Below are 26,641 nucleotides of genomic sequence, written 5' to 3'. Positions count from 1 at the left end.
GAAGTCTTATGAATATTTTCAATTCGGAATGGTATCTGCGTAACAACCCTGATGTCGCGGCTGCTGTCGCGCGCGGGCTGTTCACCGCTGAGCAGCACTTCGAGCTTTATGGAAGATTTGAAAACCGGGCACCGTCGTCCTTTTTTGATCCGGTTCTCTATCTGAACCAGAATCCCGATGTAGCTGCTGCTGTAACAGATGGTGTCTTTACTTCAGCATTGGAGCACTTTCTTCAGCACGGCCAGAATGAGCCGCGCAGCCCTTCATTGTTCTTTGATCCAGTCGTGTACCTTGCTGAAAATCCGGACGTGGCGGCGGCGGTTGACGCAGGGGCGTTTTCATCGCCGCTGGAGCATTTCCTGCGACACGGCCAGAACGAGCCGCGCAACACGTCTCCCTTCTTCGACATGAAGGGCTATCTGGATGCTAATCCGGACGTTGCCGAAGCAGCTCAGAACGGCATCACGTCAGCATTCGACCACTTTATTACTTACGGCTTCAAGGAAGGCCGCCCCCTTGGCAACGGCATCAGCCTTGCTCAATTCGCGGAAGACCAGGCTGCACAGGACGCGATCCAAAACGGCGACAGCGGCGCGCTGATGGCCCGCGTTGCAGAGATCGCGCCCTTCCTGCCGACCTATGACAAGCCGGAAGGCTATTCGATACCGGCAGACATCCCGATCCCACAGGACTTCACCCCTGTCGCCGGCGAAAAGCTGGTCATTCCTGAGAATGTGAACGTACCGGACGAGCTTCCGCCTTCATTCGGCACGCCGCTTGCGGTCGAGTTCAGCGAAGCGGCGTCCTACACCGACTTCATCGCCCTGATCCGCGAGCACGAGGACGCGCTTGGCGTTGCTGAAGATCTGGCTAAGCTCCCTCAATCCGGCGGGCGCATCGACGCCGTCGGAAAGGGCGTGCAGGAAGTGCGGGATCTGTTCGGCGATTTCAAATCTGGAGCTGAAGTCAAAACTGCCGTCACCAAGCATATCCAGACCGAACTAAGCAAGCAGGCAGCGCTGAACGATCTTTACTCGACCGAAGACCTAGATACTTTTGTCGAACTCGTAACTAACCTAGCAAACGACCGCGCGGACATTATCGACTACTACAGCACGCTGGCAACGCAGACCGACTCCGAAGCCGGTCACCTGCGGGTCGATGCTCTCCAGGAAGAGCTCTATACCGTTGCGATGACCAAACTCGCGGAAGCATTTGGCGATCCGACCGAGGCCGCGAAGATCTTTGAAGAATTCCAGGATGTACGCGGCGATTACAGCGGCAGCATCGTCACCTTGGTCAACAAGCTCTACGAGGCGCACGCTGCAGCCGACGACGATGTCGCCTTCCTGCGTTCGGTCAATATTGCCGATGATGAAGCAGCAGTCCTTGCAGCCATCAAGGCCGACCCTGACTTCGCCGCACTCCTGGAAGGCACTGCCTTCCCGGACAATGGCGGACGCGAAAAGGCGGTTGCGCTTGGCGTCATCGAGACCATCGAGAAGCTTGGCGTGTTCACGGACGTCGCCGAGATGAAGAGTGTCATCGGGCTCCATATTTCCATGGAGCAGCACAAGGCAGACTTCATCGCGGGTGCCCAAGCGGTTCAGACTGAAGGCTTTGCCGACACCTTCGCAGGATTGGTCCGCAACCTCGCCGATGATCGTGCCGAGATCATCGAATTTTGGGCAAACAGCAATGACCCGGAAGGGGAAGCGCGGGCGACCGAACTGGAACAGGACCCCTACACGATCGTCCTGAACGAGATCATGGCACATGCCGACTCGCTCGGTGATGATGCTTCCGCCTATTGGGAGAACCTCGCTGGCGCGTTCGATGACGTCAACGGGGCCTACACCGGCAGCGTTGTCACCTTGATCAACCAGCTGAAGGAAGCTCACAATCTGGCGATCAACTTCGCTGAAGATTACGAGATCGGAGCCGCGTTCAACAATGCGGAGACGCCTGCGGATCTGATTGCCCTGATCCGCGAGCATGCGGAAAGCCTCGGCGTTGCTGAAGATCTGGCGAAGCTCCCTCAATCCGGCGGGCGCATCGACGCCGTCGGCCTGGGCGTCAAGGAAGTGCTCGACCTCTTCGGCGACTTCACCTCCGTCGATGGCATCAAGGCAGCTGCCTCGAAGCATATCGAAACCGAGCTGAACAAGCAGGCTGCGCTGCAGAACCTTTACACGACCGAAGGCCTCGAGACTTTTGTAGAACTCGTAACTAACCTGGCGAACGACCGCGCGGGCATTATCGACTACTACAGCACGCTGGCAACGCAAACCGACTCCGAAGCCGGTCACCTGCGGGTCGATGCTCTCCAGGAAGAGCTCTACACCGTCGCGCTGACGCAGCTTGCAAAGGCGCTTGAGGATCAGGGCGAAGCAGCAGAAATATTTGCGGCGTTCCAGGACGTCCGCGGCGATTACAGCGGCAGCATCGTCACCTTAGTCAACAAGCTCTACCAGGCCCACGCTGTGGTTGACGAAGAGGTCGCCTTCCTGCGTCCGGTCAATACTGCCGATGATGAAGCAGCAGTCCTTGCAGCCATCAAGGCCGACCCTGACTTCGCCGCACTCCTGGAAGGCACTGCCTTCCCGGACAATGGCGGACGCGAAAAGGCGGTTGCGCTTGGCGTCATCGAGACCATCGAGAAGCTTGGCGTCTTCTCCGACGCAGATGCGCTGAGACAGGTTGTTGATCAGCACATCGAGATGGAGAAGAACAAGGCGGCCTTCATTGCGGACGCTCAGGCAACGCAGACAGAAGACGTTGCGGAGAATTTTGAAGCACTGATCCGCGATCTTGATCTCGACCGCGACGCCATCATCGACTTCTGGTCTAATGCCGGCGATCCGGAAGCAACCGCACGCGCGGATGAACTGAAGGCAGACACCTATACCGTCGTCCTCGACCAGATCGTCAGTCACGCCGACACACTTGGTGAGAATGACGGCACCTACTGGGCCGATCTTGCCTCCGCCTTCGATGACATCAACACCGAATACACCGGAAGCATCGTCACCTTGATCGGCCAGCTTGAAAACGCGCACAACCAGGTGGTTGACATCGCCTGATCCAAACTGACCAACAAAACGTTTCAGGTCCCGGCTCCAAAGGCCGGGACTTTTCTTTTTTTGCCTAAGTTGGTGTCAGCGTTTCGCAAGCAGACGCGGAAACGGCGTCTGTCGCGGCAATACTATCTTCCTGATAGACGCCGCTCTGCGAGTACCCCCTCTTCCACCTCCCCCACTCCCCTACATCCCGTCAGCGCCATTGCGACTTCCAGCTCGGCGCGGAGGATTGTGAGGAGGTGCAGGACGCCGACGGCGCCGCCGACGGCGAGGGCGTGGAGGATTGGTGCGCCAATCATCACGGCGTTGGCGCCGAGCGCCAGAGCCTTCAAGACATCCGTGCCACGGCGGATGCCACCATCGACGATCAGCGGCACCCGTCCGTCAACGCGCGCAGCCACATCTTTCAGCATGTCGAGGCTTGCGGGCAGCGTATCGAGCGTGCGCCCGCCATGGTTCGAGACAACGATCCCGTCGACCCCGCAGCCAATCGCCCGCTCGGCATCGTCGGGATGAGCAATGCCCTTCAAAAGCAGCGGCAGAGACGTCTGCCTGCGTAGCCACTCAATGTCAGCAAAGGTCGGCACGCGATCGAGCAGCCCCTTGAACACCGGGCTTTCACCCGGCCCGGCGCGTGAGACCGGAGATGGCATCCCGTCCAGATTGACCGCCCGTACATGCGGCGGCAGGCGAAAGCCCGCGCGCTGTTCATCATTGCGCACGCCATTGACCGGTGCATCGACAGTCACCAACAGCGCGCGATAATTGGCAGCTTCTGCCCGGCGCACCAGCCTCAGCGTGTCGTCGCGGCTCTGCTGCATGTAAAGCTGGAAAAGCAGCGTTGTTTCGGAGACAGCTGCAATCTCCTCAAGGCTGACGCTCGCCTGACAGCTGACGCTCATCCATGCCTTCGCGGCACTTGCGCCCACCACCGTCGCGCGCTCGCCTTCGGGGTGCACCAGCATGTGAAACGCGGTCGGAGCAAGGATGATCGGCATGTTCATTTCCATGCCGAACAAATTGATCGCGGTGCTGGCCTCGCTCATATCGGCGAGAACGCGCCCCGCAAGCGGGATGCGGTCGAACGCCTCGCGGTTCCAGCGCTTGGTGATGCCGTCTGCCCCGGCCCCATCGATATAGGCCCACACATCGGTGGGCAGGCGCGCCCTTGCGTGCCGCTCATAGTCGAAGGCCGAGAGGATATCGGCCGGGATCGGGCTTTCGGCTGCGCCTGCCATCAGGTCTCCGACCAGTGGCGGATGAGATTGTGATAGTGCGCGGTGAGACCGACCACTGCCGGGTCATCGTCAGGCAATTGCTGGCGAATGCGGATGATCGACATGTCGAGATCATAAAGCATGTTGCGGCGCCAGTCGTCCTTGACGAGCGACTGGCTCCAGAAGAACGAGCCCCAGCGACTGCCCCGCGTGACCGGGTTCACCGAGTGCATGCTGGTAGCCGGATAGACCACCATGTGCCCCGCGGGCAGCTTGACCGTATGAGTGCCATAGGTGTCATGGATGACCAGCTCGCCACCGTCATAATCTTCCGGCGGCGTCAGGAACAAGGTCGAGGAGACGTCGGTGCGGATCCGCGTGCCAGTTCCAGGCACCACCCGGATCGAGCCATCGACATGCGCGCCAAAGGTCATCCCTTCGTCGTAACGATTGAACATGGGCGGCAGCACATGAAGCGGCAGCACGGCCGAGGAAAATGTCGGATTGCGCCCAAGAGCGCGCATCACGATCTGGCTCAGCTCGCGCGCAGCTTCCGATTCGACCGGAACCTGAAGGTTCTTTTTCACCAGCGCCGCCTGATCGCCAGCCGTGGTGCGTCCATCGACCCAGTCGGTGCCCTCAAGGATCTGGCGGATATAGGCCAGTTCGGCGGGGGTGATGACGTCAGGAATGGTGACAAGCATGACCGTGGTCCTGTTCGGCGATCAATGGACAAGCAGTTCGAAGTGCCGGCTGACCGGCATTTCCATGACAAAAGGGCGCCGCGATGACGGCGCCCTCTTCGGGTCGTGAGATCAGAACTTGTAGTTGAACTTCACGGTTGCATTGCGGCCTGCCTGAACGTTGGCGAACAAGCCGACATGCGAGGCGTCGTAGAGCTTTTCATCAAACACATTGTTGACGTTGAGCTGGATGCCCGCCTTGTCGTTGAACTGGTAGGCCGTCATCAGGTCGACACGCCACTGCGAAGGCAGCACTGCGGTGTTGGCCGAGTTCATGAAGCGCTTGCTGGTATAGGTCGCGCCACCGCCGACGCGCCACTTCTCGGTCACGTCATAGGTCGTCCAGACCGCGAAGCTGTGCGGCGCGATGTAGTGCAGCTTGTTGCCCGCATCTGCGCTTGGCACCCAGACCGGTGCGGCGCTCGTGCCGATATTGTCAAAGCCTGCATCCGTCAGCTTGGCATCGGTGTAGGTGTAGCCGGCACTGATCGACCACTGGTCGGTGATGTTGCCTGCAACACCAAGCTCGATGCCCTGTGCGCGGCTGCTGCCCAGAAGTTCGACATTGCCGAACGCATCGTTGACGCGCTGGTTGGTCTTTTCGGTCCGGAACAGGGCCGCGGTCACCGAAAGGCGATCGTCAAACAGGTCCCATTTGGTGCCGATCTCGTAGCTGCGGTTCTTCTCCGGCTTCAGATCTTCATTGGCAGCGGTAAGGGTACAGGCGCTCGCACCTTCCGATCCGCCAGCCTGGCCGGCGCACTGGCCCGACGGGTTGGCCGAGGTGCCGAACGAGGCGTAGATGCTGCCGTTCGGCAGAGGCTTGTAAACAATGCCCGCCTGATAGGAGAAGATGTTGTCGTCGCGTGTACGAGTGCCCTGCTCAACGTCGAAATTCTCGTAGCGCGCGCCAAGATTGAGCGACCACTGCTCGTTGAACTTCAGCGTATCGAAGACGAAGACCGACTTGGTCTTGGTACGAACCGATTCCTGCAGCGGACCGAAGGTCACTGGCCCACCGCTGATCGGTGCCCACGGGTTCGGATTGAGGACGTTGGGATCGCGCCCCACTGACGGCACATTGCTGACAGCGCCGGTGCGCTGACGCTCATCGCTCATCTCGAAGCCGACGACGTAGCTGTGCTCGATTGCGCCCGTGTTTGCCTCGCCCGAAAGGCTGGTTGCCCAGGCCAGGGTGCGCGTGTCTCGGTAGCCTTGACGGCTTGAACGATCGAGCCATCCAGTCTCCGGGCCGGTGGCCTGGATAGTCGGCCGCGTCACGACGTACTTTTGCTCGTTACCGAGATAGGCGAGCGTGGAATTGAGGCGCAGCGTGTCGGAAAATTCATGATCGATCGAGAGGTTGACGGCCTGATTGGTCACCTCGCGGAAGTCGCGCAGGAACGAGCCGTAAAACTGTCCATGGTCAGCAATACCGACCGGACGCCAAGGATCCTGCTTCGTACCGGTGCCGAACTGGGTCGTGCTGAACCGGCTGTTGAAGGCAGCGTTTGCCATCGGGATGCCGAAATCGGGCGTGCTCTCGGATTTGTTGTGATAGAGCCCCAGCGTCAGCTTGGTCGCCTCGCTGATCTGACCGACAAAGGATCCTGCCGCGCCGAACTTGTCATCTTCGATGCCGCCGCGTCCCGGCACTTCCGAATCCTGCCAGTTCAGATTGAGACGGGCTGCGAAATTGTCGCCGACGCTGAAATTGCCGTCATACGAGCCGCGATACTGGCTGTCCGTGCCGATCAGGCCGGAGAATTCATGGAAGTCTTCGCCCAGCCGTGCCTTCTTGGTGACCATGTTGAGCGAGCCGCCGGTTGAGCCACGCCCCGCATATGCACCACCCGGGCCCTTGATGATCTCAATCGATTCAAGGTTGAACGCCTCATAGGAGGTCCGACCCAAGCTGCGGATGCCGTCAACGAAGGTGTCGGTCGAAGCTTCATAGCCGCGAATGAACGGACGATCGCCCATCGGGTTTCCACCCTCGCCGGTACCGAGCGTAACGCCAGGCGTCGTGCGCAAAACGTCCGCAAGCGAGGATGCACCGCGCTCTTCCATCTGGCGCTGGGTGATGACCTGAACCGTGCGCGGCGTATCAAGAAGAGGTGCCGTGACCTTGTTCGAAGAAGCGCGTTCGACCTTGAGGCTTGTACGCGGATCACTGCCGGTGCCACCTTCGACCGTGATCACGTCGAGTTCGGTCACGCCTTGCTCTTGCGCAAGGACCGGGCTTGTCAGCGCTGCGGAAATCGCAATTACCGGCAGCAAGCCCAGCGTTGTCTTGACGCTTGTCCCGGCTCCGGATGTCTCTTCGTCAAATCCCATGGTCACGTAGTCTCCGATGTTTGCCGTGCGTTGGCGCATGGCGCAGCTCAGGTCCTGTCAGTGGTGTCCCCCTGACTTCTGGCTCATGGGCTATAAAACATGACTAATTGAGTCAACCTTTTTGTTGCCACTTTTCAAGGTAGTCCGAAGCTTCCTGGAAACTGTGTGAAATTTACCTCGCAGCGAAGGCAAGCGCAGGTGCCAGCGAAGCTGGAAGCGTCGCTGCATGTCCTGCTCCGGCAAAGATTTCATGCGATACGCTGATCCCCGGGCGCTGGCTCAACCGTTCGATCATTTCTAGCGTATGCGGCGCGGGCCCATCCCAATGCGGGCCCTCGGGGCTTGAACGACGCTCACTATCGCCGAGCATGATGAGGAGGTCAGCGGTACCGAGCTGGTCCGCCGCAATCTCTTCCTCGCGTCGCAGCAATAGCCTGTCCTCCCACCAAAGTGACGGGCTGACGGCAATATAGCGATTGAAGACTCCAGGCCTGGTGAAGAGCGTATGCAGGACACACATGCCGGCAAGCGAATGTCCCCAGATCGAGCGCGTGGTCGCATGGAACGAAAGCTCCGCCTCGGCATAAGGAACCAACTCATTGATCAGGCGAGCGACGAAAAGCGAAGCCCCGCCGACGAGTCGCTCCGGGCGCTGGGGATCAGGCTTCGGATCACTGGCATCGCGCGGCGGCGTGTAGTCGCGCGAGCGGCTTGGCCGATCAAAGCGCAGATTTGTGTCGTAGCCGACACCGACAATTGAAAGGTTCGGCACCGCAGCGAGTAGGCCCGGCGTCAACGCATCGAAAGCCGCATTCCCGTCGAGCATATAAAGGACAGGCCGCGCGGACCCAGCGATCACCTCCATCGGCGTTGCGACAAACAATTGATATCGGCTGCCATCGCGTGTCTGGACCGCCTGGCGTGTAAGCCGATGGGAACATGGTTCACCATTGAAGATGGCGAGGGCCGCTTCTTCAGGTGGGAGCTTTGCAGGCGACAGCCCGGCGGGAGAAGTAACTGGCATATTGATGCGCTCAAACTTGACGATCAGTTTCATGTATCTCATAAGCGGGCGCCCGGTCCATATGCGGCCAAGGGCGGCGCAACGGCGCTGAAGGCCGACAATCGGGAAACCCGCGTGGCAGACAGAAGTGCAGAATTTCCGCACCTTGCGGAGTATGACCGGCTCGTACGGCGCCGCATGGCCATTATGGCCGTGCTCGCAACTGCCGCAGTGCTTGCATTTCTTGCGGACGTTGCCACCGGACCATCCAGCCTGTCGGCAATAGAAGCGGTGCGCGGCATCTTCTTCCCGTCAGAATTGTCCGGTCCAAAGCAGATCATCGTGTGGGACGTACGTCTGCCACAAGCCGTTATCGCTCTTCTGGTTGGCGCAGCCTTGTCTCTGGCCGGCGCTGAAATGCAGACCATCCTCAACAATCCGCTGGCAAGCCCGTTCACGCTCGGCGTTTCGTCTGCAGCCTCGCTCGGCGCGGCGCTGGCGATCGTTCTCGGCCTTGGCTGGCCCGGGATGGACATCACCTATCTAATCTCCGCCAACGCATTCATTTTCGCGTTTGGCTCCGTCCTGCTTTTGCAGGCACTTGCGCGCCTGCGTGGAACCGGCCCCGAAACGCTGGTTCTTTTCGGCATAGCGATGGTGTTTACCTTCAACGCCTTGGTGGCGGTGATCCAGTTCATCGCTTCGCAAGAAGCATTGCAGCAACTCGTCTTCTGGAGCATGGGCAGCCTATCGCGCGCCACATGGGACAAGATCGGCATCCTGGCTCTCATTCTTGTGTTGATCGGGCCCTTTTCGCTGCGCGCTTCCTGGCCCATGACAGCGCTGCGCCTTGGCGAAGACCGCGCCCGCAGCTTTGGCATCAACGTGCCACGCCTGCGCTTCATGGCGCTTCTGCGGGTTGCCATCTTTGCCGGTGTCGCGGTCGCCTTCGTCGGAACCATCGGCTTTATCGGCCTTGTCGGACCGCATATTGCACGCTTGCTGGTCGGCGAAGATCACCGTTTCTTCCTGCCGACCTCCATGCTCTCTGGCGCGCTCGTGATGTCCTTGTCATCCGTGGTCGCCAAGTCAATCGTCCCCGGAGCAATCCTTCCGGTCGGCATTGTCACCGCCCTGATCGGCGTTCCCTTCTTTGTTGCGCTCATCTTCTTTCGCAGGGAGCGCACGTGAGTAACGGCCCTAAAAACACGCAGTTGAAGGTCAGCGGTCTCTCGATCGGGTACGCCAGGCGCCCCGTTATCAAGGATCTGACGCTGGCTCCTTTTAAACCGGGGACGTTGACCGCGCTTGTTGGCCCCAACGCGGCGGGCAAGTCGACTCTTCTGCGCGGGCTTGCGGGACTGCAGCGGGCAAGCGGCGAGATCCATCTGGGCGATACCAACCTGCTGCGCCTGTCGCTTCCCGAATATTCCAGGCATGTCGGCTATATGCCGCAATCATTGCCGCAGCGCGTTGCCCTGACCGTATATGAAGCGATGCTGAGCGCGTTGCGCACATCGCAGGGCCTGACCTCCTCAACTGAAGCTCGCCAGATTGCCATGACGACGCTGGAGCGGCTAGGCATTGCTGATCTGGCCATGCGCGGTCTTGACGAACTGTCTGGCGGTCAGCGCCAGCTTGCCAGCCTTGCCCAGGCGATTGCGCGAAAGCCCGCTGTCCTTCTTCTTGACGAGCCAACGAGCGCACTGGACCTTGCTCATCAGCACCGAGTGATGAGCGCTGTTCAGGAGCTTGGTGTCGAACGCGGCACCATCACCATCGTGGTGCTTCATGACATCGCACTTGCCTGCCGCTGGTGCGAGCGTATCCTCGTTCTATCCCCACGCGGCCTTGCCGCAGATGCAGCGCCTTCCAAGGCGATCACCCCTGAAACCCTGGCCAGCGTCTACGGCATCGAAGCCCGCGTCGAACGTTGCAGCCGCGGTTTCGTCCAGGTCATGGTAGACGGCATCGTCTGTGACAGGGACTTTTAACTCGAAAGGAATGTCCATGAGCACGGCACCTGCACCCACCGGGAAGGCCAACCTGCGAGACTGGACCCTACGGGTCATTTCCAGCGCTGATGCAGAACCCAACATGCACCGGGTCACATTCACCTGCGATGACATCGCTGAGTTTGACTACCTGCCAGGGCAGGCCATCGTCTTTTTCATGACGCTGCCGAACGGCGAAACGGGTCGCAGGCACTACACGATCCGCTCCATGGACCGCGCCGCAGGAACATTCGACGTCGATTTCCTCAAGCACGGCGCTTCACCGGCCACGGACTGGGCAAAATCCGCCAAGGCTGGTGACACGATTGTCGCGCGCGGACCGCGTGGAAAAACCACCTACGACAGCTCTGCTGACTGGCACCTGATGACGGGCGACGAAACCTGCATTCCCGCCTTCGCACACATCCTGGAGACCATGCCCGAAGGCAAGCGGGCTTATGTGTTCCTCGAAACGGACGGGCCAGCCGGCGAAATTGCGATCGAAACCAAGGCCGATGCCGACATTCGCTGGCTGCACCGCAACGGGGCACCAGCTGGCCCGAACAACTTGATGTTTGATGCCGTGGAGGCATTTGAACTGCCGCAGGGCATCGGCCGCGCGCTCATCATCGGCGAGACCAGCAACGTACGGCGTCAGCGACATGCCCTCATCGCTCGCGGCCTGACCCGTGAGCAGATCTCCTCGGAAGGCTATTGGCGTCCAGACCGCGTCGGCGGCCACGACCACGTCGACGACTAAGTCAAAACCTGCGCAGAACCGGCAACTCCCGCAGAGCGCGGGAGTTCGAGCACTATTTCCCGACCGCGATCCAGTGGATGCCCTGAAGGGGTACAGCCAGAAAATCCTCGTTGAGCCGCTTCATCGTCTCTTCCGGATCAATATCGGCGAAAAGATCCGGGCGTATCCAGGACGCCAGCGTCTCTATCGTCAGGATGTCGAGGGGGGAGTTGAGAAGCTGGTGCGCCAGACCATAGGCACGCCCCTCGCGCACCGCTTTCAGGCCCGATATTCCTGGACGAGCGAGCACACGATCCAGCGTTGTGCGAACCGTAGCTTCGTCATAGCCGGGACCGATCAGCAGCCCTTGCGTGCCCTGCATGTGAGGGCCACCGGTTGCGATGTAGACATCCGGATCGGCCTCGATCACATATTCCAGATTTAGAACGCCGGTGATGCCCTTGATGACATCGGCACCGATATTGGTGCCTCCGGCAAGTTCGATGTAATCGCCAATATTCCCCTTGCCGGGTGAAGGGCAGCATTCTTCTGTGCGCGCGGCATGTGGCTCAAGCATCACATTTGGCCGAGCGGAACTGTCCGCCTCCAGCCGCGACCTGATCATGTCGATCCGCTCGCGCCGCAGCTTTATGAACGCTTCGGCCTGCTGCTCCCGCCCGGTGACGGCCCCAAGGAGACGAAAGCTTGGCTCCGAATTCTCCAGCGGGTGGTTGAAAAAGTCGATAACCACCACCGGGATGCCCGCGCGCTCCAGCTGGCTGATCTCGATCTCGGAAGGGCGCGACTGCAGCGAGAAGATCGCCAGATCCGGCTCGGAGGCCAGCACCTGCTCGACCGAAAAACTCCCGGCGGAGCTCGACGTCTGGTTCAGACTCTCGATTGCCGGGAACTTGGCGGCGAAATCCCGATAATAGGCCTCGCCGATCCGGTGAATGTCCTTGGGCCATGCAGACAGGATACTGACCGGATCAGGGTGGATCAGCGACAGAGCGACAAGATAGCGTCCGTCATCGATCAGGATGCGCTTCGCTGGCTCCTCAAGGCGGATTTCACGTCCACTGACGTCCGTTACCACGATCTGCGCGGCTGCGGTTCCCGCTGCTCCGACAGCCCCAAGCGCGAGAAGGGCAACAGCGCAAATCCCGCGATATATCTTCGAAATGAAAGACATTGATCCGCTCCTCAGATACGCGATGGCAGCATGCGCCGCATGAGATTGTCGAGACGGACAAACTGGTGCCAGATCGCCGCCGCGACGTGGATTAGAATGATCGCCGCAATGACGTTCACGAGAATCATATGGAGGTCGCGCGGCCAGCGGCCGATGCTCTTGCCAAAGGCCGTAATCGTGAGCAGCCCAAGCAGGGGCTGAACGATGATCGCAAGGTAAAGCAGCCCGTGCGCCGCCTTTGAAGCGATGAATGTCGCGCGCGACATTCCAGCTGGCGGAGGTGGCGCCTTGTGCGTCAGCCGCCAGCTGATCCGGATAAGGGCGAGCGCGAAAATCACACTCCCAACCACAATGTGAATGCGAAACAGAATGAAACGCGGCTCGCTGCCTCTTTCGTAGATGCCCCATAGCCAGCCGGTCGCGAACTGTATCGCCATAGCCGCCGCAATCAGCCAGTGAAGCCAGATCGATACCCTATCGTAAGTCGGTTGCGTCATCCTGCGCCCTAAAGTCCTTTCCCGGACCGTGGCCTATCCCAAAGCGGACCACATTGCGAGAATGTAAGTTGACTTTTTCACTCGCATTTATATTCCTCCCGGGAATACGGCATCTGAACATGCCGTGATCTGGCGGGACGAACGTACCCAATCTTCATAGAACAAGGGAAACGTTCTGCGTGAAACGGTCGATTCCGACGCAGCGTTCGCTGACGAAGCGGCAGGAGACGCGAGGCAAATGAGTTCTGATTTTCATCAACACGCACCGAATGTTTTCAGGTTGCTGACACCGGCCGGGAATCTCACTGCGAGCGGCCTGAAGCGTGAACTCGAGCCTGGACCTGCCTCGACATTAGGTGCGCGCGTCGCGTCATTCTTCGCGCAACATGCTGACGGAGCAGATCGCCTTGTCGGCGCAATGCCATTTGACCGCGAGGCCCGCGACTACCTTTATCAGCCTGCCGAGCTCTCCTTTGCAAAGTTCCAGCCACGACGTGCGACGCGTGCCGGTGACCTAGGCTCGCAGCCATGGATCGTCTCTGCCGAGCCGCCTGCGGAGAATTACGGCGCCGCTGTCACGCGCGCCCTTGCGATGATGGAGGCTTCAAAGTCCTCGGCAGAGGAGCTGCGCAAGATCGTCTTGTCGCGCAGTCTGGCCATCACGGCTCCTCAGCCGATCGATCGCGAGGCACTGATGCAGCATCTGTCACAGGATACGTCGGTAACCGCGTTCCAGACGCCGCTTCCCGGGGGCACTGCCGCTTTGATGGGAGCGACGCCGGAACTTCTTGTTTCACGCGAAGGCCGCCAAGTGGTTTCGCACCCGCTGGCCGGCTCCGCCCGTCGTTATATCGACCCGGTTCGTGATCGCGAATCCGCCAGATGGCTCGAGAACTCGAACAAGAACCAGCGTGAACATCGCGAGGTGATCGAGGCCATTACCGACCTCCTCGCTCCCTACTGCACGGACATATTCATCCCCGACGGCACCACCCTTCGCGCGACCGCGACCATGTGGCACCTCGGAACGCGCATCACCGCTACGCTCAAAAGTGATGATACGAGTGCAGCTGAACTCGCTGCCCTTCTGCATCCTACCCCTGCGGTCTGCGGCATGCCTCGAGTTGCTTCGGCAGCTGCGATCAGGGAACTCGAAGAATATGACCGCGGCTTTTATGCCGGTGCGGTCGGTTGGGTCGATCGCTCCGGCGACGGCGAGTGGTACGTCGCCTTGAGATGCGCAGAAGTCAACGGATGCAATGTTCGCGTCTATTCAGGCGCAGGCATCGTTCCAGGTTCTGAGCCGGAAGCGGAGATCGACGAAACGTCCGCCAAGTTTCTCGCCATGCTGTCGGCTCTTGGCATTGATGAAGGCGGTTATCCGCTCAAGGAGATCGCGGCATGATTCCGCTACAACAGGTTTGGCCGGACGAACTGGCACGGCTTTATCGCGAACGCGGCTACTGGCGCGGTGAGACCTTTCCGGGCTTCCTGCGCGAGCGTGCTGCCGAGCATCCCGACCGCGTCGCCGTCACCGGCGGCGATGGCACCAGCTGGACCTATGGCGAGCTTTTCTCCAAGGCCGAAACCAATGCTGCCGGCTTCCTCGCGCTTGGCCTTCAGCCGGGCGACCGCGTTGTTGTCCAGCTTGGCAATATCCCGGAATTCCTCTCGGTCGTTTGCGGCTTGTTCGTCGCCGGTCTCATTCCCGTCTACGCCCTGCCGGCCCATCGTCTGACCGAGATCGTCCACTTCGCGCAGAAGTCGGAAGCTGCCGCCTATGTGATCGCCGAGCGCTACGACAATTTCGACTACCGTACGCTGGCGCGTGAAGTCGTTGCAGCTGTTCCTGCGATCAAGAACGTCATCGTTGTTGGCGAAGCCGAAGAGTTCGTCGCCCTGTCGAGCTTCAAGGCCAACGCCGCGCTTCTACCTGCTGATCCGTCCCCGTCGTCGGTTGCGTTCCTGCAGATTTCGGGTGGTAGCACGGGCCTGTCCAAACTGATCCCGCGCACGCATGACGACTATATCTATTCGTTCCGAGCCAGCGCCGAGATCTGCGGTCTTGATGCCGACAGCGTCTACATGTCGGCGCTTCCCGTCGCGCATAATTTCCCGATGTCGTCGCCAGGCGTCTTTGGCGCGCTCTATGCCGGATCGCGGGTCGTCATGTGCCCATCGCCATCACCGGAAACGGCCTTTGCGCTGATCGAGCGCGAAAAGGTGACGATCACCGGTCTTGTTCCGCCGCTGGCGCTCCTCTGGATGCAGGCCGCGCCGAAGACGAGCTACGATCTGTCGAGCCTTCAGATTTTGCAGGTTGGTGGTGCAAAGTTCATGCCGGAAGCTGCCCGCCGGGTGAAAGGTAGCCTTGGCTGCACCTTGCAGCAGGTGTTCGGCATGGCCGAAGGCCTCGTCAACTACACGCGCCTTGATGATCCATATGAGATCATCGTTGAGACGCAGGGCCGTCCGATCAGCGCCGATGATGAAGTCCTCATCGTCGACGATCAGGGCAATCCGGTACCAGAAGGCGAGCCGGGCAATCTTCTGACCCGCGGACCCTACACCATTCGCGGCTATCACAATGATCCGGGCGCAAATTCGCGCTCCTTCACAGAGGACGGTTTTTACCGCACCGGCGATGTCGTCAAGCGCACGCCCGAGGGCTACCTCGTCGTTCAGGGCCGGGCCACCGACCACATCAACCGCGCTGGCGAAAAGATCTCGGCTGAGGAGATCGAAGATCACCTCCTCGCGCATCCGAGCGTGTTCGACGCTGCCGTTGTGTCGCTGCCGGATCCGTTCCTTGGCGAAAAGAGCTGCGCCTTCGTGATCCCGCAAGGCGAACAGCCCAAGGCCTCCGAACTCAAGGCTTTCATGCGCACGCGCAAGGTCGCCGACTTTAAGGTGCCGGATCAGATCGTCTTCGTCAGCGAATTCCAGACCACAGCAGTCGGCAAGATCAGCCGCAAGGAACTGCGCGCCAAGCTGCGTGCGGACTTCCTCGAAAAGAAAGCCTGATCCGATGGCCGGACTTCCCAAGATCGCCAGCTACGACCTGCCGCGCGAGGACGAGATTCCTGCCGCGCGTGGTCCGTGGAAGGTGGAGACGAGCCGTGCTGCGCTCCTCATCCACGACATGCAGAACTATTTCGTTGGCGCATTCGAGCGTGATGCTTCGCCCATCGCGCCGGCGGCTGCCAATATCGCCAAGCTTGCCGCCCATTGCCGCGCGCAAGGCATTCCGGTGTTCTACACCGCGCAGAACGGCAATCAGGACCGCCGCGATCGCGGCCTTCAGGCTGATCTGTGGGGGCCCGGCATGTCGACTGCGCCCGAGCATCAGGCGATCATTGATGAACTCACGCCTGAGGCGTCCGACTTCGTTCTCGTCAAGCATCGCTACAGCGCGTTCCAGCGCTCGAACCTCGAAACCTTGATGCGCGCGCGCAAGCGCGACCAACTGATCATCACCGGCATCTATGCCCATATCGGCTGCATGATGACGGCGGGCGAAGCCTTCCAGCTCGATATCGAGCCCTTCTTTGCCGCCGATGCGCTGGCAGATTTTTCGCGCGAGAAGCATAACCTTGCTCTCGATTGGGTTGCGGGCCGCTGCGGCGTGCCGATGACAACGGCGCAGCTTATCGCCGCGCTCGTCTGAAAGGAGTTTGACATGGCTGTGACGCTCGAAAAGATGCGCGCCGACATTGCCGAGATGATCGGCGAAGAGCCGGAAGCCATCGGCGTTGACGACAATCTGATGGATCTCGGCCTCGATTCCATGCGGCTGATGAACCTGATCCTGCTCTGGCAGGAGGCCGGCGTTGATCTCGAGTTTGGCGAATTCGCCGAACACTTCACGCTTGGCGCGTGGTGGAACGCCGTCGAAAAGCGCCAGTCCGCAAGCTGACCCTCAACAGGCAACACAGCTTTTTCACGCATCTCGCGTGACACCATGATCGGGCAGCAGCGCTCTTAGCGCGTCTGACCCAGACGCCGCACCATGCGGACATGCCAAATCCGGGGGGCACTGATATGACGCGGTTTCCACTGACTGAAGCACAGTCCGGCCTTTGGTACTTCCAGAAGTTGGAGCCGGAAAACCCGATCCTCAACACCGGCCAGTATCTGGAGATCGTCGGCAAACTCGACGTCGACATCTTCCGCGCCGCCTTTGATCAGATGGTCGGCGAGACCGAGGCGCTGACGCTGCGGTTTGCCGAAAGCGCCGAAGGCCCGGTGCAATTTCTCGATCCGTCAACGCGCCCGACGCTCGGCTTCGTTGATCTTCGCGGCGAAGTTGCTGCCGAGAGCGTTGCGCATGCCGCGATGCGCAAGGACACCGACACCCCGCTTGATCTGACGCGCGATGCAATCGCTGCCTTCACGCTGTTCCAAATCAGCGACCAGCGCTTCTTCTGGTACGAGCGCGTCCATCATCTTGCCATCGACGGCTATGGCTGGGTGCTGATCACCAATCGCGTTGCTGAGCTCTATTCGGCCACCGTCAATGGCACAACGCCAGCCCCGGCCTTCCCGCCGCTTGAACAGGCGATTACCGAAAACGCTGACTATCTCACCGCCGAGCGCCGCGAGACCGACCGCGCCTATTGGCACGATTATCTCGCCAACCTGCCCGAGCCCGGCTCGATGGCACAGGGGCGCCCGGTCTCCGCGCATTCGTTCCGTCGCCACACCATGCATCTGCGTGGCGAAGTGCTCAATAATCTGCGCAGCGTAGCGCAGGCCGCCAAAGTCACCTGGCCAGATGTGCTGACCGCGCTCGTCTCTGCCTATTGCCAGCGCTTTACCGGCACGGCCGAAGTCGTCGTCGGCGTGCCGCATATGGGCCGTCTTGGCAGCAAGGCCGCACGCGTGCCATGCACCTTGATGAACGTTCTGCCGCTGCGTGTTGCCATCGACGATAAGCAGCCGATGCCGGCGTTCCTGTCCGCCGTCGCCAAGGATCTGATCAAGGCCCGCCGTCATGGCCGCTATCGCTCTGAGCAGATGCGCCGCGACCTTGGCCTCATCGGTGGTGCCCGTCGTCTGTTTGGCGCGATGGTCAACGTCCAGCCCTTCGACGTCGCGCCGAAGATGGCCGGCCTTGATGTCACGCTCCACATTCTGGGTGCCGGCGCTGTCGATGATATCACCTTCACCTTCCGTGGCGATGCCAACGAAGAGCTGCTGTTCGAGACCGACACCAATCCAAACCTCTATTCGGAAGAGGTGACGCGCCAGCATGGCGAACGCCTCGCTGCGTTCCTCACCAACGCGCTCAAGGCGGAAACGCTGTCGGAAGTCCCGACCGCCTCAACCGACGAAGCCCAGCGCTTCATCTTCGATCTCAACGCGACCGACCACGACGTTCGCGATGTCTCGCTAACGCAGCTGATCGTTGAGGGCATGCGCAAGGCATCGGACGCACCGGCACTGCGCTTCGCCGGCGAAACGATGACCTATCGCGAGCTGGATGCCCGTACCGCAGCGCTCGCGGAAAAGCTGATCGCTCTCGGTGCCAGCGCAGACAAGATCGTTGCCGTCGCCCTGCCGCGATCGTTCGAACTCGTCATCGCGCTCGTCGCCACCTTACGTGCGGGCGCAGCCTATCTGCCGCTCGACACCGAACATCCGCGCGATCGTATCGCCCGGATCCTCACCTCGGCTCAGCCGATCTGCGTTCTCGCCAATGACGAGACCGCGCCGCTGTTCGACGGTGACATTCCGCTGGTTCTTCCGAGCGACTGGCCGAGTGCGCCTTCGTCGCAGGAGCTTGCCCTGCCCGCCCCCGGCGACATGGCCTATGTCATCTATACGTCGGGCTCGACAGGCGAGCCCAAGGGCGTGGTCATCGAGCACCGCGCCATCGTCAACCGCCTCGAATGGATGCGCACGCATTACGATTTCGGCGCGCATGACCGCATCCTGCAAAAGACGCCAGCGACCTTCGACGTCTCGGTCTGGGAATTTTTCCTGCCGCTGATGTGCGGCGCAACGCTGGTCGTTGCCGCGCCCGGCGCCCATCGCGACCCGGCTGCGATTGCGCAAATCATTCGCGACGAAGCGATCACGACGCTGCACTTCGTGCCGTCAATGCTATCGGCCTTCCTTGCCTGGCCGGGCGTTGACGGCCTGAAAGTTTCCCGTGTCTTCTGCTCCGGCGAAGAACTGACCGCCGACCACCGCGACCGCTTCCACAAGGCGATCGACGGCGAGTTGCACAATCTCTACGGCCCGACCGAAGCTGCCGTCGATGTCAGTTACTGGCCAGCCGCCAAGGATGACACGTCGCTGCCCGTCCCCATCGGCTTCCCGGTCTGGAACACGCGTCTTTACGTGCTCGACGCCAATATGAAGCCGGTTCCGGCTGAGGTCGTCGGCGAACTCTGGCTTGGCGGCGTCCAGTTGGCGCGCGGCTATCTTGGCCGTTCTGACCTTACCGACGATCGGTTCCTGCCCGATCCATTCCGCCCCGGCGAGCGCATCTATCGCACCGGCGACGTTGCGCGTTTCCGCGCCGACGGTGCCGTCGTCTTCCTTGGCCGCTCCGACCATCAGGTGAAAATCCGCGGCCTGCGCATCGAGCTTGGCGAGATCGAAGCCGCGATCATGTCGTCTGGCCTTGCCCGCGAAACCGGCGTCATGGCGCGCGAAGATCGCCCCGGCGACAAGCGCATCGTTGCCTATATCGTGCCGAGCGAGACCTATTGCGACGATGCGATACAGCGCCATCTCGCAGCCACCATCCCCGACTACATGATCCCGGCGGCCTTCGTCGTGATCGACGAATTGCCGGTCACCTCGAACGGCAAGCTCAACCGCGCAGCGCTCCCCGCACCAAGCTTTGAAGACACCGGTCTCAGAGAGGCGAGCGGCCCGACCGAGATCATGCTGGCCGCCCTTTTTGCCGAAGTGCTCGGTCTTTCTGAGCCCGCCAGCGCAGATGCCGACTTCTTCGCACTCGGCGGCGATTCGCTTCTGGCGGTGAATCTCACGCTCCGCATTCAGGAAGTGCTTGGCCGCGATGCCGGCCTCGGCGCGATCTTCGAGCATCCGACGCTGTCCTCGCTCGCTTCCTTCCTCGATGCGGATGCGACAAGCGACGATGGTCTCGGCAACCTCATCAAGCTCTCGGGCGACAATGCAGACAAGAGCCCGCTCTTCGTCATCCACCCGGCAGGCGGCATTTCGTGGTGCTATCGCGGCTTGGCGCGCGAACTCGACCGTCCGGTCTACGGCCTGCAGTCGCCAGCGCTCGATCCGAAAAAGTCACTGCCGGAAAGCCTCGACAAACTGGCCTCTGCCTACGCCGACGCCATCCGCACTGTGCAGCCGCAAGGCCCCTACAACCTGCTTGGCTGGTCGGTCGGTGGCATCATTGCGCACGCGATGGCGACCAAGCTTCAGGCCGCAGGCGACAAGGTCGGCCTTCTTGCCCTCCTCGACGCCTATCCGGCCGAATGCTGGCGTGCCGAAGCCGAGCCGGATGAGCGCGCCGCACTGCGTGCGCTTCTCGCCATCGCGGGCTATGACCCGGAAGCCCATCCAGATCTCGAAACCCGCGACGACATTCTCGCTTTCCTTCGCGCTGGCGATAGCCCAATCGGCAATCTGCCGACGGCAGCGCTCGACGGCGTCGTGCGCTCGGTGCTCGACACCAACCGTCTGGTGCGCGGCCACTATCACCAGCGCTTTGATGGCAAACTGGTCCATGTCCGCGCTGGCAATGACCATCATGGCACGAACCTCACCTCCGACCTCTGGAGCGCGCATGCAGCTTCGCTGCGTGTCATCGAGGTTCCGTTCAAGCACTCGCAACTGACCTCGACCGAGGCGACGGCGCAGATCGCGCCGCAGCTTCGCGACCTTCTCGACACGGAGACTAGCCGATGAAACCGACCGGCCTTGAAGGAAAGCTCGCTTTCGTCACCGGCGCATCGGGTGGCATTGGCCGCGCGCTCGTCGCCCAGCTTCTTGCCGAAGGCACCCGCGTTGTCGCGACCGACCTCGATATCTCGCAGATCGCTGACCTTGGCTGCGAAACCCGCGCGCTGGACGTGCGTGACAGTGCCGCCGTCGACGCCGTCATCGCCGAGGTCGAAGCAACGCTCGGGCCCATCGACTATGGCTGCAACGTCGCCGGAATTCTTGCCACCGACATCGTCACCGAAACGGACGATGCCACCTGGCGCAATGTCTTTGCCGTCAACACCGATGGCGTCTTCCATGTCTCGCGTGCGCTCGCCCGCGTCATGACCCCGCGCAATAAGGGCGCGATCGTCACCGTCTCGTCGAATGCTGCCGGGATTCCGCGCCACGCCATGGCGGCCTATGCGGCGTCGAAGGCCGCTTCGACCATGTTCACGCGCTGCCTTGGCATCGAACTCGCGCCGCATGGCATCCGCTGCAACATCGTTGCCCCCGGCTCGACGCTGACGCCGATGCAGACCGGCATGTGGGCCGACGAGAACGGCGCAAAGAACGTCATCGCCGGCTCGCTCGAAACGTTCAAGGCCGGCATTCCGCTCGGCAAGCTCGCGACGCCTGACGATATTGCCGACGCTGTCGTGTTCCTCCTGTCCGACCGCGCCAGCCACATCACCATGGCCGATCTCTATGTCGACGGCGGCGCGACGATGCGCGCGTGATGACCGAAATTTAACTTGAGTTTTTAGGTCACCTTTTGTAGCAATGCTTCACGCAACGGTTCGTGGCCCTCCGGACCGTGCATGGCTTCAAACCATTTTGGGACATTGCCTATGACAAACTTCGCATCGCATCGCCGGCTCAACGGCTTCCGCCTTGCAGCCCGCGCGGCCATTCTCGCCGGCTCGCTCGCCGTTGGTATGAGCGCAGCATTGGCGCAAGTCGCATTCGATGCGCCGGATGCAGCCTATGCCGGTCAGGTCCGTGCACAGGCCGCCAAGCCGGGCGCACCGGTTCTGGCTGGCAGCGAAGTCAAGATCGTCGGCGACAAGTTCAAGCCGGGCCAGGAGATCACCCTGTCGCGCGGCCTCACCCCGCTCGCAGACGGCATCAAGGCTGACGACGAAGGCAAGTTCGAGACGAGCTTCACGCTCCCGACCGATGCCGCAGTCGGCACACACCCGCTGGTTCTCGCCGCGCAGGCGCCCTACAACGCCGCCATCGTCGAGCTGAAGGTCTCGCCGGACATCGCCATCTCGGGCACGGACCTGTTCAACACGCAGGACGCCAAGCTCGTCCCAGGCCTCTACCAGACCGCCTACAGCGCCAAGAACGACGTTCTGTTCGTCACCGCAGCTGTTGGTCGTCCGCCGGTCAAGCAGTCGGCGCTGCTCAAGGTAAACCCGGAAACGCTCGAAATCATCGCGCAGATTACGCCGGGCGAAGCGCCTGGTCGTGGCGATCGTGAAGGCGGCGTCTACGCGCTCTACGGCGTTGCCGTCGACGACGAGAACGGCAATGTCTGGGTCAGCAACACCCGCCAGAACACCGTCGCGGTCTACAAGCAGGATGACCTGTCGCTGGTGAAGCAGTTCGAAGAAGGCGCAGCGACCCACTCGCGTGACCTCGTCGTCGCCGGTGGCAAGGTCTACGTCTCGCCGGTCGGCCACCCGGCCGTCATGGTCTTCGACGCCAAGAGCGTTGAAGTTGCAGGCGAGATCGAGATCAAGTCGGGCAAGCGTGGCCAGGAATTCTCGCCGCTGAGCCTTGAATACGATGCCAGGAGCGGCAAGCTCTTCGTCATCTCTCTGTCGACCGCAGAAGTTGCGATCATCGACACCGCCAAGGGCGAAGTCGAGAAAGTCATCCCGGTCGCGGGTGCCAAAGGCGCGATCGGCATCGCCTATGACGGCGAAACCAACCGCATCTTCGTTGCCGCGCAGGGTAGCGACAACCTCTCGATCATCGATGCAGCTTCGGGCGAAACCATCAAGAACGTGCTGGTCGGCGCGGGCGCGCTCAACGTCGCCTTCGAGCCGGTGAAGCGTCTTGCCTATGTCGCCAACCGCGGTGCGGGCACGGTCACCGTTCTCGACGTCGATGGTAACATCGTCGCCAACCTCGAAAACGCCCCGCAGCCGAACCACCTGCATGAAGACGGCAAGGGCAATGTCTTCGTGGTCAACAAGGGCCGCGGCGAAGACGAAGCCAGCGACCGCATCGTGCGCCTCAGCGTCAAGGACTGATTATCCTCCCAAGCGATGGTCTTAGGGGTGCCGGGAAACCGGTGCCCCTTTTTTGTGGTTGAGGTCAACGCGAACCGCCCCCTCCACCATCTTCGATGGTCCCCCTCCCCCGCTTCGCAGGGGAGGATCTGAACGTCGAGCACCATATCTCCGGGGTTCTTCCCCCGCCTGCGGGGGAAGTGTCGCGAGGCGACGAAGGGGGCGGCCTACCGAGTCACACTTGCAACTGTCCCGCTTTGCACCGCCCCCTCCACCACCTTCGGTGGTCCCCCTCCCCCGTGAACGGGGGAGGATCCGAACGTCGCGCACTACGATCTCCGGGATCTTCCCCCGCCCGCGGGGGAAGTGTCGCGAAGCGACGAAGGGGGGCGGCCTAGCATCCTACTCCCCCACAACCCTACTCCTCTCCCTCTCCCCTCCACCTTTCGCAAAACGCGAAAGCTTTGGCTGTCAAATACATCGTTCCGCAGGCAGCCAATCATGAATATTGTCCGCCGCACGAATGCCCTGCGGTTGCGGGGCTTGATGGGAGAGAGAATTTCATGACCGACACGCCAGCCGTGCGCGAGATCCGCCAGAACGAGGACCGCTTCCTGTCCTCGGACATCTTCGAATCCGGCCGCTACATCTTCCCCAAGCGCAATGGCGAAGGCTTTGTCACCGAGCAGACCCGCGACGTGCCGATCTATCACAAGTGTGACGTGCTCGTGGTCGGCGGTGGCCCTGCCGGCACCGCCGCTGCGCTCGCCGCAGCCCGCACCGGCGCGGAAGTCGTCGTCATGGAGCGCTACAACCACCTTGGCGGCCTCTCGACCGGCGGCGTCGTCATCTGGATCGACCGCATGACCGACTGGCACGGCAATCTGGTCATCCGCGGCTTTGCCGAAGAAGTGCTCGACCGTCTGCCGCCGGAAGGCAAGGCCGGCCCCGATCGCGCGATCTGGGGCGTCAAGGACGAGGCGCTGGCAAAACACTGGCGTCTGCGCACCTCGGCCTTCCACGGCATCGTCACCTGGGCCCCGACCATTGATCCGGAACGCCTCAAGCTGACCTCGCAAGAAATGCTGATCGACGCTGGCTGCCGTATCGTCTTCCATTCGTGGGCGGCTGTGCCGATCGTAGAGGAAGGCGCGGTCAAGGGCGTCATCTTTGAGAGCAAAGAAGGCCGTCAAGCGCTGATGGCCAAGGTCGTCGTCGACTGCACCGGCGACGGTGACGTCTTTGCCCGCGCAGGCGCTGGTTTTGACACCGACATCGAGGAGGGCGACGTTCACCACTCAATGAACACCGGCTTCATGCTCGGCGGCGTCGACATGGAAACCTGGCTCGCCTTCCGCGGCCAGCAGGAAGCCGCCTTTGCCGAGCTCAACACCATGGGCCGCGATCAGCTTGGCTTTTTCCAGACGCCGTACGTCTCATGGCGCAACGATATTGCGCTCTTCCTCGGGCCAAGACAGTCGGGCCTGTCGGCGCTCAATGTGGATGACATCACCGAGGTCGAAATCCGCTCGCACCGCTTTATGCAGGCGCATTGCGATTTCTTCCGCAAAAACGCGCCGGGCTTCGAAAACGCCTACATGCTGTTGAGCGCGCCGCAGCTCGGCGTGCGCCATACTCGCCGCCTGGCAGGCGCTGGCCGTATCGAGCGTTCGCAGTGGGGCGCGGGCGTCGCGCTCGCTGACGAGATCGGCGTCAGCCCCTCGGTGTCGCCAAAATTCCCGGTCGTTTCCGTGCCATATGGCGCATTGGTGCCGACACGTCTCGACGGCCTGCTCGCCGCTGGCCGCCATGTCTCGTGCGACGCCAACAGCCACGGCTTCATGCGTGAGATTCCGCAGTGCTGGCTCACTGGCCACGCCGCAGGTGCTGCCGCTGGGATCGCCGCAAACCGCGGCGTCCAGCCGCGCAATGTCGACATCGCGGAACTTCAGGCAACGCTGCGCAAGCAGGGTGCATTCGTCCGCGAGGCTGGTGAAAGCGCATCGGCCTGAGATCAGACCTGAGAAAACAAAAAAAGAGCGCCGGTAACCCTGGCGCTCTTTTCAATTCAGCCTCTTGAACGGGCTCAGATCATTCCCAGAGCCGAGAGGTAAAGATCAAGCATCGCTTCTTCTTCTTCACGTTCGGCCTGGTCCTTCTTGCGCAGGCGAATGATGGTCCGCATCGCCTTGGTGTCGAAGCCGTTGCCCTTGGCCTCGGCGAAGACTTCCTTGATGTCGTCGGAGATCGTCTTCTTCTCTTCCTCCAGACGCTCGATGCGCTCGATGAAGGCGCGCAGCTGGCCTGCTGCGACGGTCTGGCTGCTCTCGGTGATTTCGTCTGACATCATAACTCCAAGCGTGATGTTCGTTCAGGCAAGACGAGCGACACAATTCGCGAGTCGCGCCGCAATGGGGATGCGGGTTGGTTGCCCGACGCGGCCCGAAGAATCAATGGTCTTTTGGGCGGCTCTTTTCGAACGTCGCCTGCTTGTCAGGCGAAGCCTCTGTCTGATAGCGCGAACGCCATTCATCGTATGGCATGCCGTAGACGATTTCTCGCGACGCTTCCTTGTCGAGCGCGATCCCCGATGTCTCAGCTGCCTCCCGATACCAGTTGGAGAGGCAGTTCCGGCAAAAACCGGCCAGGTTCATCAGATCGATGTTCTGAACATCGGTCCGCTCGCGCAAATGCGAGACCAGGCGTCGAAACGCAGCTGCCTCGAGTTCACGTTTTTGATCTTCGGTAAGGTCGATCATCGATTCATCTCCCGTGTCAGCGGCCCCGTGCGTGAGCCGTATTGGCGCACATCATGGATATCGGCCATGGCATTTATTGTTTCAAGCATGGGGGCAAGCCTGTCTGCCCAGGCTTCTTGCCCGGACGCATCCGCAATCAGATCCTGGCGGATTTCAAGCAGCGCATGAGCATATCCGTTGACGGTTGCATGGCTGTACAACGTATCTCCACGCAAAGCCCCGTCGTAAGGCTCGTTGTCGCCGACAATTATGCCCGGTTCGGCTTCGAGCAGATCAATCAGTGGTCGAACAACGCGCGGGTCATTGTCCCAAAGCACGCCGGCATGCCATGGTCTTGCCCGCCCCTGCATTGATGGGGTGAACGAGTGAACCGAAAAGATGAAAGGCGCAGCACCGGTCATGGCTGCGACCGATGCGATGACTGAGCCCACTGCCTCATGGTAGGGACGATAATAACGCTCCAGCCGCCGCTCCCGTTCTTCAATACCAAGAGGGTAGTTGGCGGGAATAATCGTTCCGTCATAAAGCTGGCGGATCAGTGTCGGATCATCCTCGCCGCGGTTTGGATCAATGAGAAGTCGCGAAAACCGCGCCATCACCGCAGGCACGCCAAGTTTATGCGCGAGGGCACGCGTCACACCTTCCACACCGATATCATAGGCAATGTGGCGGTCGAATTCGCTTCGAGGCAGGCCAAGATCGCGATACTCATCAGGGAGTTCCCGGCCCGCGTGATCTGCTACAAGAACCATCCCCTTGGTCCTGTCCCCCTCGATCAATTCGAAGGGAGCGAAAAGCGCGTCACGTGTCATGAGAAAACATTCCATTTGCCGAGATATTCATCTCTTTCATGAAGGCTCAAGCGACGCAATGCACAACCCCCGACCTCAAGAAGGATGCCCTGAAATGTGCCGATATCC

The 26,641-nt window shown here is 61.0% G+C and carries 21 protein-coding genes; 12 read left to right on the top strand and 9 right to left on the bottom strand.

Going from position 1 to position 26,641, the window contains the following annotated elements:
- The first annotated feature begins 8 nt into the window (after positions 1-8).
- The gene (locus IOD40_RS17990; RefSeq protein WP_198478089.1) at positions 9-3,083 is read left to right on the top strand and encodes a hypothetical protein; all 3,075 of its coding nucleotides are present in this window, start codon (positions 9-11) and stop codon (positions 3,081-3,083) included.
- Between the two features lie 122 nt (positions 3,084-3,205).
- Here IOD40_RS17990 and IOD40_RS17985 read toward each other — a convergent pair whose 3' ends face one another.
- The 4 genes from IOD40_RS17985 to IOD40_RS17970 all read right to left on the bottom strand — a co-directional run bounded on the left by IOD40_RS17985 (position 3,206) and on the right by IOD40_RS17970 (position 8,443).
- On the bottom strand, positions 3,206-4,318 hold the full coding sequence (locus tag IOD40_RS17985) for an alpha-hydroxy acid oxidase (protein ID WP_198478088.1): 1,113 nt from the start codon (positions 4,316-4,318) through the stop codon (positions 3,206-3,208).
- Entirely contained in the window at positions 4,318-5,001 is a 684-nt protein-coding gene (locus IOD40_RS17980; protein ID WP_198478087.1) for a Fe2+-dependent dioxygenase, read from the bottom strand. Before IOD40_RS17980 ends, IOD40_RS17985 begins: the two co-directional genes overlap by 1 nt.
- 111 nt (positions 5,002-5,112) lie before the next feature.
- Positions 5,113-7,416: a TonB-dependent receptor gene (locus IOD40_RS17975; RefSeq protein ID WP_198478086.1), complete on the bottom strand. Its 2,304-nt coding sequence runs from the start codon at positions 7,414-7,416 to the stop codon at positions 5,113-5,115.
- A gap of 133 nt (positions 7,417-7,549) precedes the next feature.
- Positions 7,550-8,443: an alpha/beta hydrolase gene (locus tag IOD40_RS17970; RefSeq protein WP_198478085.1), complete on the bottom strand. Its 894-nt coding sequence runs from the start codon at positions 8,441-8,443 to the stop codon at positions 7,550-7,552.
- A 135-nt stretch (positions 8,444-8,578) separates the two neighbouring features.
- Here IOD40_RS17970 and IOD40_RS17965 point away from each other — a divergent pair, with 135 nt between their 5' ends.
- The 3 genes from IOD40_RS17965 to IOD40_RS17955 are packed head-to-tail and all read left to right on the top strand — an operon-like array spanning position 8,579 to position 11,134.
- Positions 8,579-9,571, top strand: a complete 993-nt coding sequence (locus tag IOD40_RS17965; RefSeq protein WP_198478115.1) for a FecCD family ABC transporter permease — start codon at positions 8,579-8,581, stop codon at positions 9,569-9,571.
- Positions 9,568-10,374 (top strand): ABC transporter ATP-binding protein, encoded by an 807-nt coding sequence (locus tag IOD40_RS17960; protein ID WP_198478084.1) that lies wholly within the window; start codon positions 9,568-9,570, stop codon positions 10,372-10,374. The genes IOD40_RS17965 and IOD40_RS17960 overlap by 4 nt, the downstream gene beginning before the upstream one ends.
- Positions 10,375-10,390: 16 nt before the next feature.
- Positions 10,391-11,134: a siderophore-interacting protein gene (locus tag IOD40_RS17955; RefSeq protein WP_198478083.1), complete on the top strand. Its 744-nt coding sequence runs from the start codon at positions 10,391-10,393 to the stop codon at positions 11,132-11,134.
- A 52-nt stretch (positions 11,135-11,186) separates the two neighbouring features.
- On the opposite strand, the gene IOD40_RS17950 is transcribed toward IOD40_RS17955, so the two are convergent.
- On the bottom strand, positions 11,187-12,305 hold the full coding sequence (locus tag IOD40_RS17950) for an ABC transporter substrate-binding protein (protein ID WP_210336971.1): 1,119 nt from the start codon (positions 12,303-12,305) through the stop codon (positions 11,187-11,189).
- A gap of 11 nt (positions 12,306-12,316) precedes the next feature.
- Complete coding sequence (locus tag IOD40_RS17945) at positions 12,317-12,802, bottom strand: cytochrome b (RefSeq protein WP_198478082.1); 486 nt, start codon at positions 12,800-12,802, stop codon at positions 12,317-12,319.
- Between the two features lie 238 nt (positions 12,803-13,040).
- Here IOD40_RS17945 and IOD40_RS17940 point away from each other — a divergent pair, with 238 nt between their 5' ends.
- From IOD40_RS17940 to IOD40_RS17905, 8 genes are all read left to right on the top strand, one after another.
- Positions 13,041-14,207, top strand: a complete 1,167-nt coding sequence (locus IOD40_RS17940) for an isochorismate synthase (protein ID WP_198478081.1) — start codon at positions 13,041-13,043, stop codon at positions 14,205-14,207.
- Positions 14,204-15,826 carry a (2,3-dihydroxybenzoyl)adenylate synthase gene (locus IOD40_RS17935; RefSeq protein WP_198478080.1) on the top strand — a complete coding sequence of 541 codons (1,623 nt, stop codon included), beginning with the start codon at positions 14,204-14,206 and terminating at the stop codon, positions 15,824-15,826. Before IOD40_RS17940 ends, IOD40_RS17935 begins: the two co-directional genes overlap by 4 nt.
- Positions 15,827-15,830: 4 nt before the next feature.
- Positions 15,831-16,469, top strand: coding sequence for an isochorismatase family protein (locus IOD40_RS17930; RefSeq protein ID WP_198478079.1), 639 nt, complete (start codon positions 15,831-15,833; stop codon positions 16,467-16,469).
- A 12-nt stretch (positions 16,470-16,481) separates the two neighbouring features.
- A complete protein-coding gene (locus IOD40_RS17925; RefSeq protein ID WP_198478078.1) occupies positions 16,482-16,718 on the top strand; it encodes a phosphopantetheine-binding protein in 237 nt (78 codons plus the stop codon).
- 125 nt (positions 16,719-16,843) lie between these two features.
- Positions 16,844-20,704: a non-ribosomal peptide synthetase gene (locus tag IOD40_RS17920; RefSeq protein WP_198478077.1), complete on the top strand. Its 3,861-nt coding sequence runs from the start codon at positions 16,844-16,846 to the stop codon at positions 20,702-20,704.
- The gene (locus tag IOD40_RS17915) at positions 20,701-21,459 is read left to right on the top strand and encodes a 2,3-dihydro-2,3-dihydroxybenzoate dehydrogenase (RefSeq protein WP_198478076.1); all 759 of its coding nucleotides are present in this window, start codon (positions 20,701-20,703) and stop codon (positions 21,457-21,459) included. The genes IOD40_RS17920 and IOD40_RS17915 overlap by 4 nt, the downstream gene beginning before the upstream one ends.
- Before the next feature lie 111 nt (positions 21,460-21,570).
- Positions 21,571-22,983 (top strand): YncE family protein, encoded by a 1,413-nt coding sequence (locus tag IOD40_RS17910; protein ID WP_198478075.1) that lies wholly within the window; start codon positions 21,571-21,573, stop codon positions 22,981-22,983.
- Positions 22,984-23,426: 443 nt separating this feature from the next.
- Positions 23,427-24,974 carry an FAD-dependent oxidoreductase gene (locus tag IOD40_RS17905; protein ID WP_233714044.1) on the top strand — a complete coding sequence of 516 codons (1,548 nt, stop codon included), beginning with the start codon at positions 23,427-23,429 and terminating at the stop codon, positions 24,972-24,974.
- 74 nt (positions 24,975-25,048) lie between these two features.
- On the opposite strand, the gene IOD40_RS17900 is transcribed toward IOD40_RS17905, so the two are convergent.
- The 3 genes from IOD40_RS17900 to IOD40_RS17890 all read right to left on the bottom strand — a co-directional run bounded on the left by IOD40_RS17900 (position 25,049) and on the right by IOD40_RS17890 (position 26,533).
- Positions 25,049-25,309, bottom strand: a complete 261-nt coding sequence (locus IOD40_RS17900) for a DUF2312 domain-containing protein (RefSeq protein ID WP_198478073.1) — start codon at positions 25,307-25,309, stop codon at positions 25,049-25,051.
- 103 nt (positions 25,310-25,412) lie between these two features.
- Positions 25,413-25,721, bottom strand: a complete 309-nt coding sequence (locus IOD40_RS17895; RefSeq protein ID WP_198478072.1) for a DUF1244 domain-containing protein — start codon at positions 25,719-25,721, stop codon at positions 25,413-25,415.
- Positions 25,718-26,533, bottom strand: coding sequence for an N-formylglutamate amidohydrolase (locus tag IOD40_RS17890; protein ID WP_198478071.1), 816 nt, complete (start codon positions 26,531-26,533; stop codon positions 25,718-25,720). The genes IOD40_RS17895 and IOD40_RS17890 overlap by 4 nt, the downstream gene beginning before the upstream one ends.
- Between the last annotated feature and the right edge of the window lie 108 nt (positions 26,534-26,641).

Origin of the sequence: Aquamicrobium zhengzhouense, assembly GCF_016124105.1 — a bacterium.
GTDB lineage: Bacteria > Pseudomonadota > Alphaproteobacteria > Rhizobiales > Rhizobiaceae > Aerobium > Aerobium zhengzhouense.
This window is presented reverse-complemented; position numbering and strand designations above follow the sequence as displayed.

Bases quoted from the DNA above. Each gene is read 5' to 3' on its own strand.
- IOD40_RS17990 (WP_198478089.1), top strand. From the start codon at position 9: ATGAATATTTTCAATTCGGAATGGTATCTGCGTAACAACCCTGATGTC.
- IOD40_RS17985 (WP_198478088.1), bottom strand. From the start codon at position 4,318: ATGGCAGGCGCAGCCGAAAGCCCGATCCCGGCCGATATCCTCTCGGCC.
- IOD40_RS17980 (WP_198478087.1), bottom strand. From the start codon at position 5,001: ATGCTTGTCACCATTCCTGACGTCATCACCCCCGCCGAACTGGCCTAT.
- IOD40_RS17975 (WP_198478086.1), bottom strand. From the start codon at position 7,416: ATGCGCCAACGCACGGCAAACATCGGAGACTACGTGACCATGGGATTT.
- IOD40_RS17970 (WP_198478085.1), bottom strand. From the start codon at position 8,443: ATGAGATACATGAAACTGATCGTCAAGTTTGAGCGCATCAATATGCCA.
- IOD40_RS17965 (WP_198478115.1), top strand. From the start codon at position 8,579: ATGGCCATTATGGCCGTGCTCGCAACTGCCGCAGTGCTTGCATTTCTT.
- IOD40_RS17955 (WP_198478083.1), top strand. From the start codon at position 10,391: ATGAGCACGGCACCTGCACCCACCGGGAAGGCCAACCTGCGAGACTGG.
- IOD40_RS17950 (WP_210336971.1), bottom strand. From the start codon at position 12,305: ATGTCTTTCATTTCGAAGATATATCGCGGGATTTGCGCTGTTGCCCTT.
- IOD40_RS17945 (WP_198478082.1), bottom strand. From the start codon at position 12,802: ATGACGCAACCGACTTACGATAGGGTATCGATCTGGCTTCACTGGCTG.
- IOD40_RS17940 (WP_198478081.1), top strand. From the start codon at position 13,041: ATGAGTTCTGATTTTCATCAACACGCACCGAATGTTTTCAGGTTGCTG.
- IOD40_RS17935 (WP_198478080.1), top strand. From the start codon at position 14,204: ATGATTCCGCTACAACAGGTTTGGCCGGACGAACTGGCACGGCTTTAT.
- IOD40_RS17930 (WP_198478079.1), top strand. From the start codon at position 15,831: ATGGCCGGACTTCCCAAGATCGCCAGCTACGACCTGCCGCGCGAGGAC.
- IOD40_RS17925 (WP_198478078.1), top strand. From the start codon at position 16,482: ATGGCTGTGACGCTCGAAAAGATGCGCGCCGACATTGCCGAGATGATC.
- IOD40_RS17920 (WP_198478077.1), top strand. From the start codon at position 16,844: ATGACGCGGTTTCCACTGACTGAAGCACAGTCCGGCCTTTGGTACTTC.
- IOD40_RS17915 (WP_198478076.1), top strand. From the start codon at position 20,701: ATGAAACCGACCGGCCTTGAAGGAAAGCTCGCTTTCGTCACCGGCGCA.
- IOD40_RS17910 (WP_198478075.1), top strand. From the start codon at position 21,571: ATGACAAACTTCGCATCGCATCGCCGGCTCAACGGCTTCCGCCTTGCA.
- IOD40_RS17900 (WP_198478073.1), bottom strand. From the start codon at position 25,309: ATGTCAGACGAAATCACCGAGAGCAGCCAGACCGTCGCAGCAGGCCAG.
- IOD40_RS17895 (WP_198478072.1), bottom strand. From the start codon at position 25,721: ATGATCGACCTTACCGAAGATCAAAAACGTGAACTCGAGGCAGCTGCG.
- IOD40_RS17890 (WP_198478071.1), bottom strand. From the start codon at position 26,533: ATGACACGTGACGCGCTTTTCGCTCCCTTCGAATTGATCGAGGGGGAC.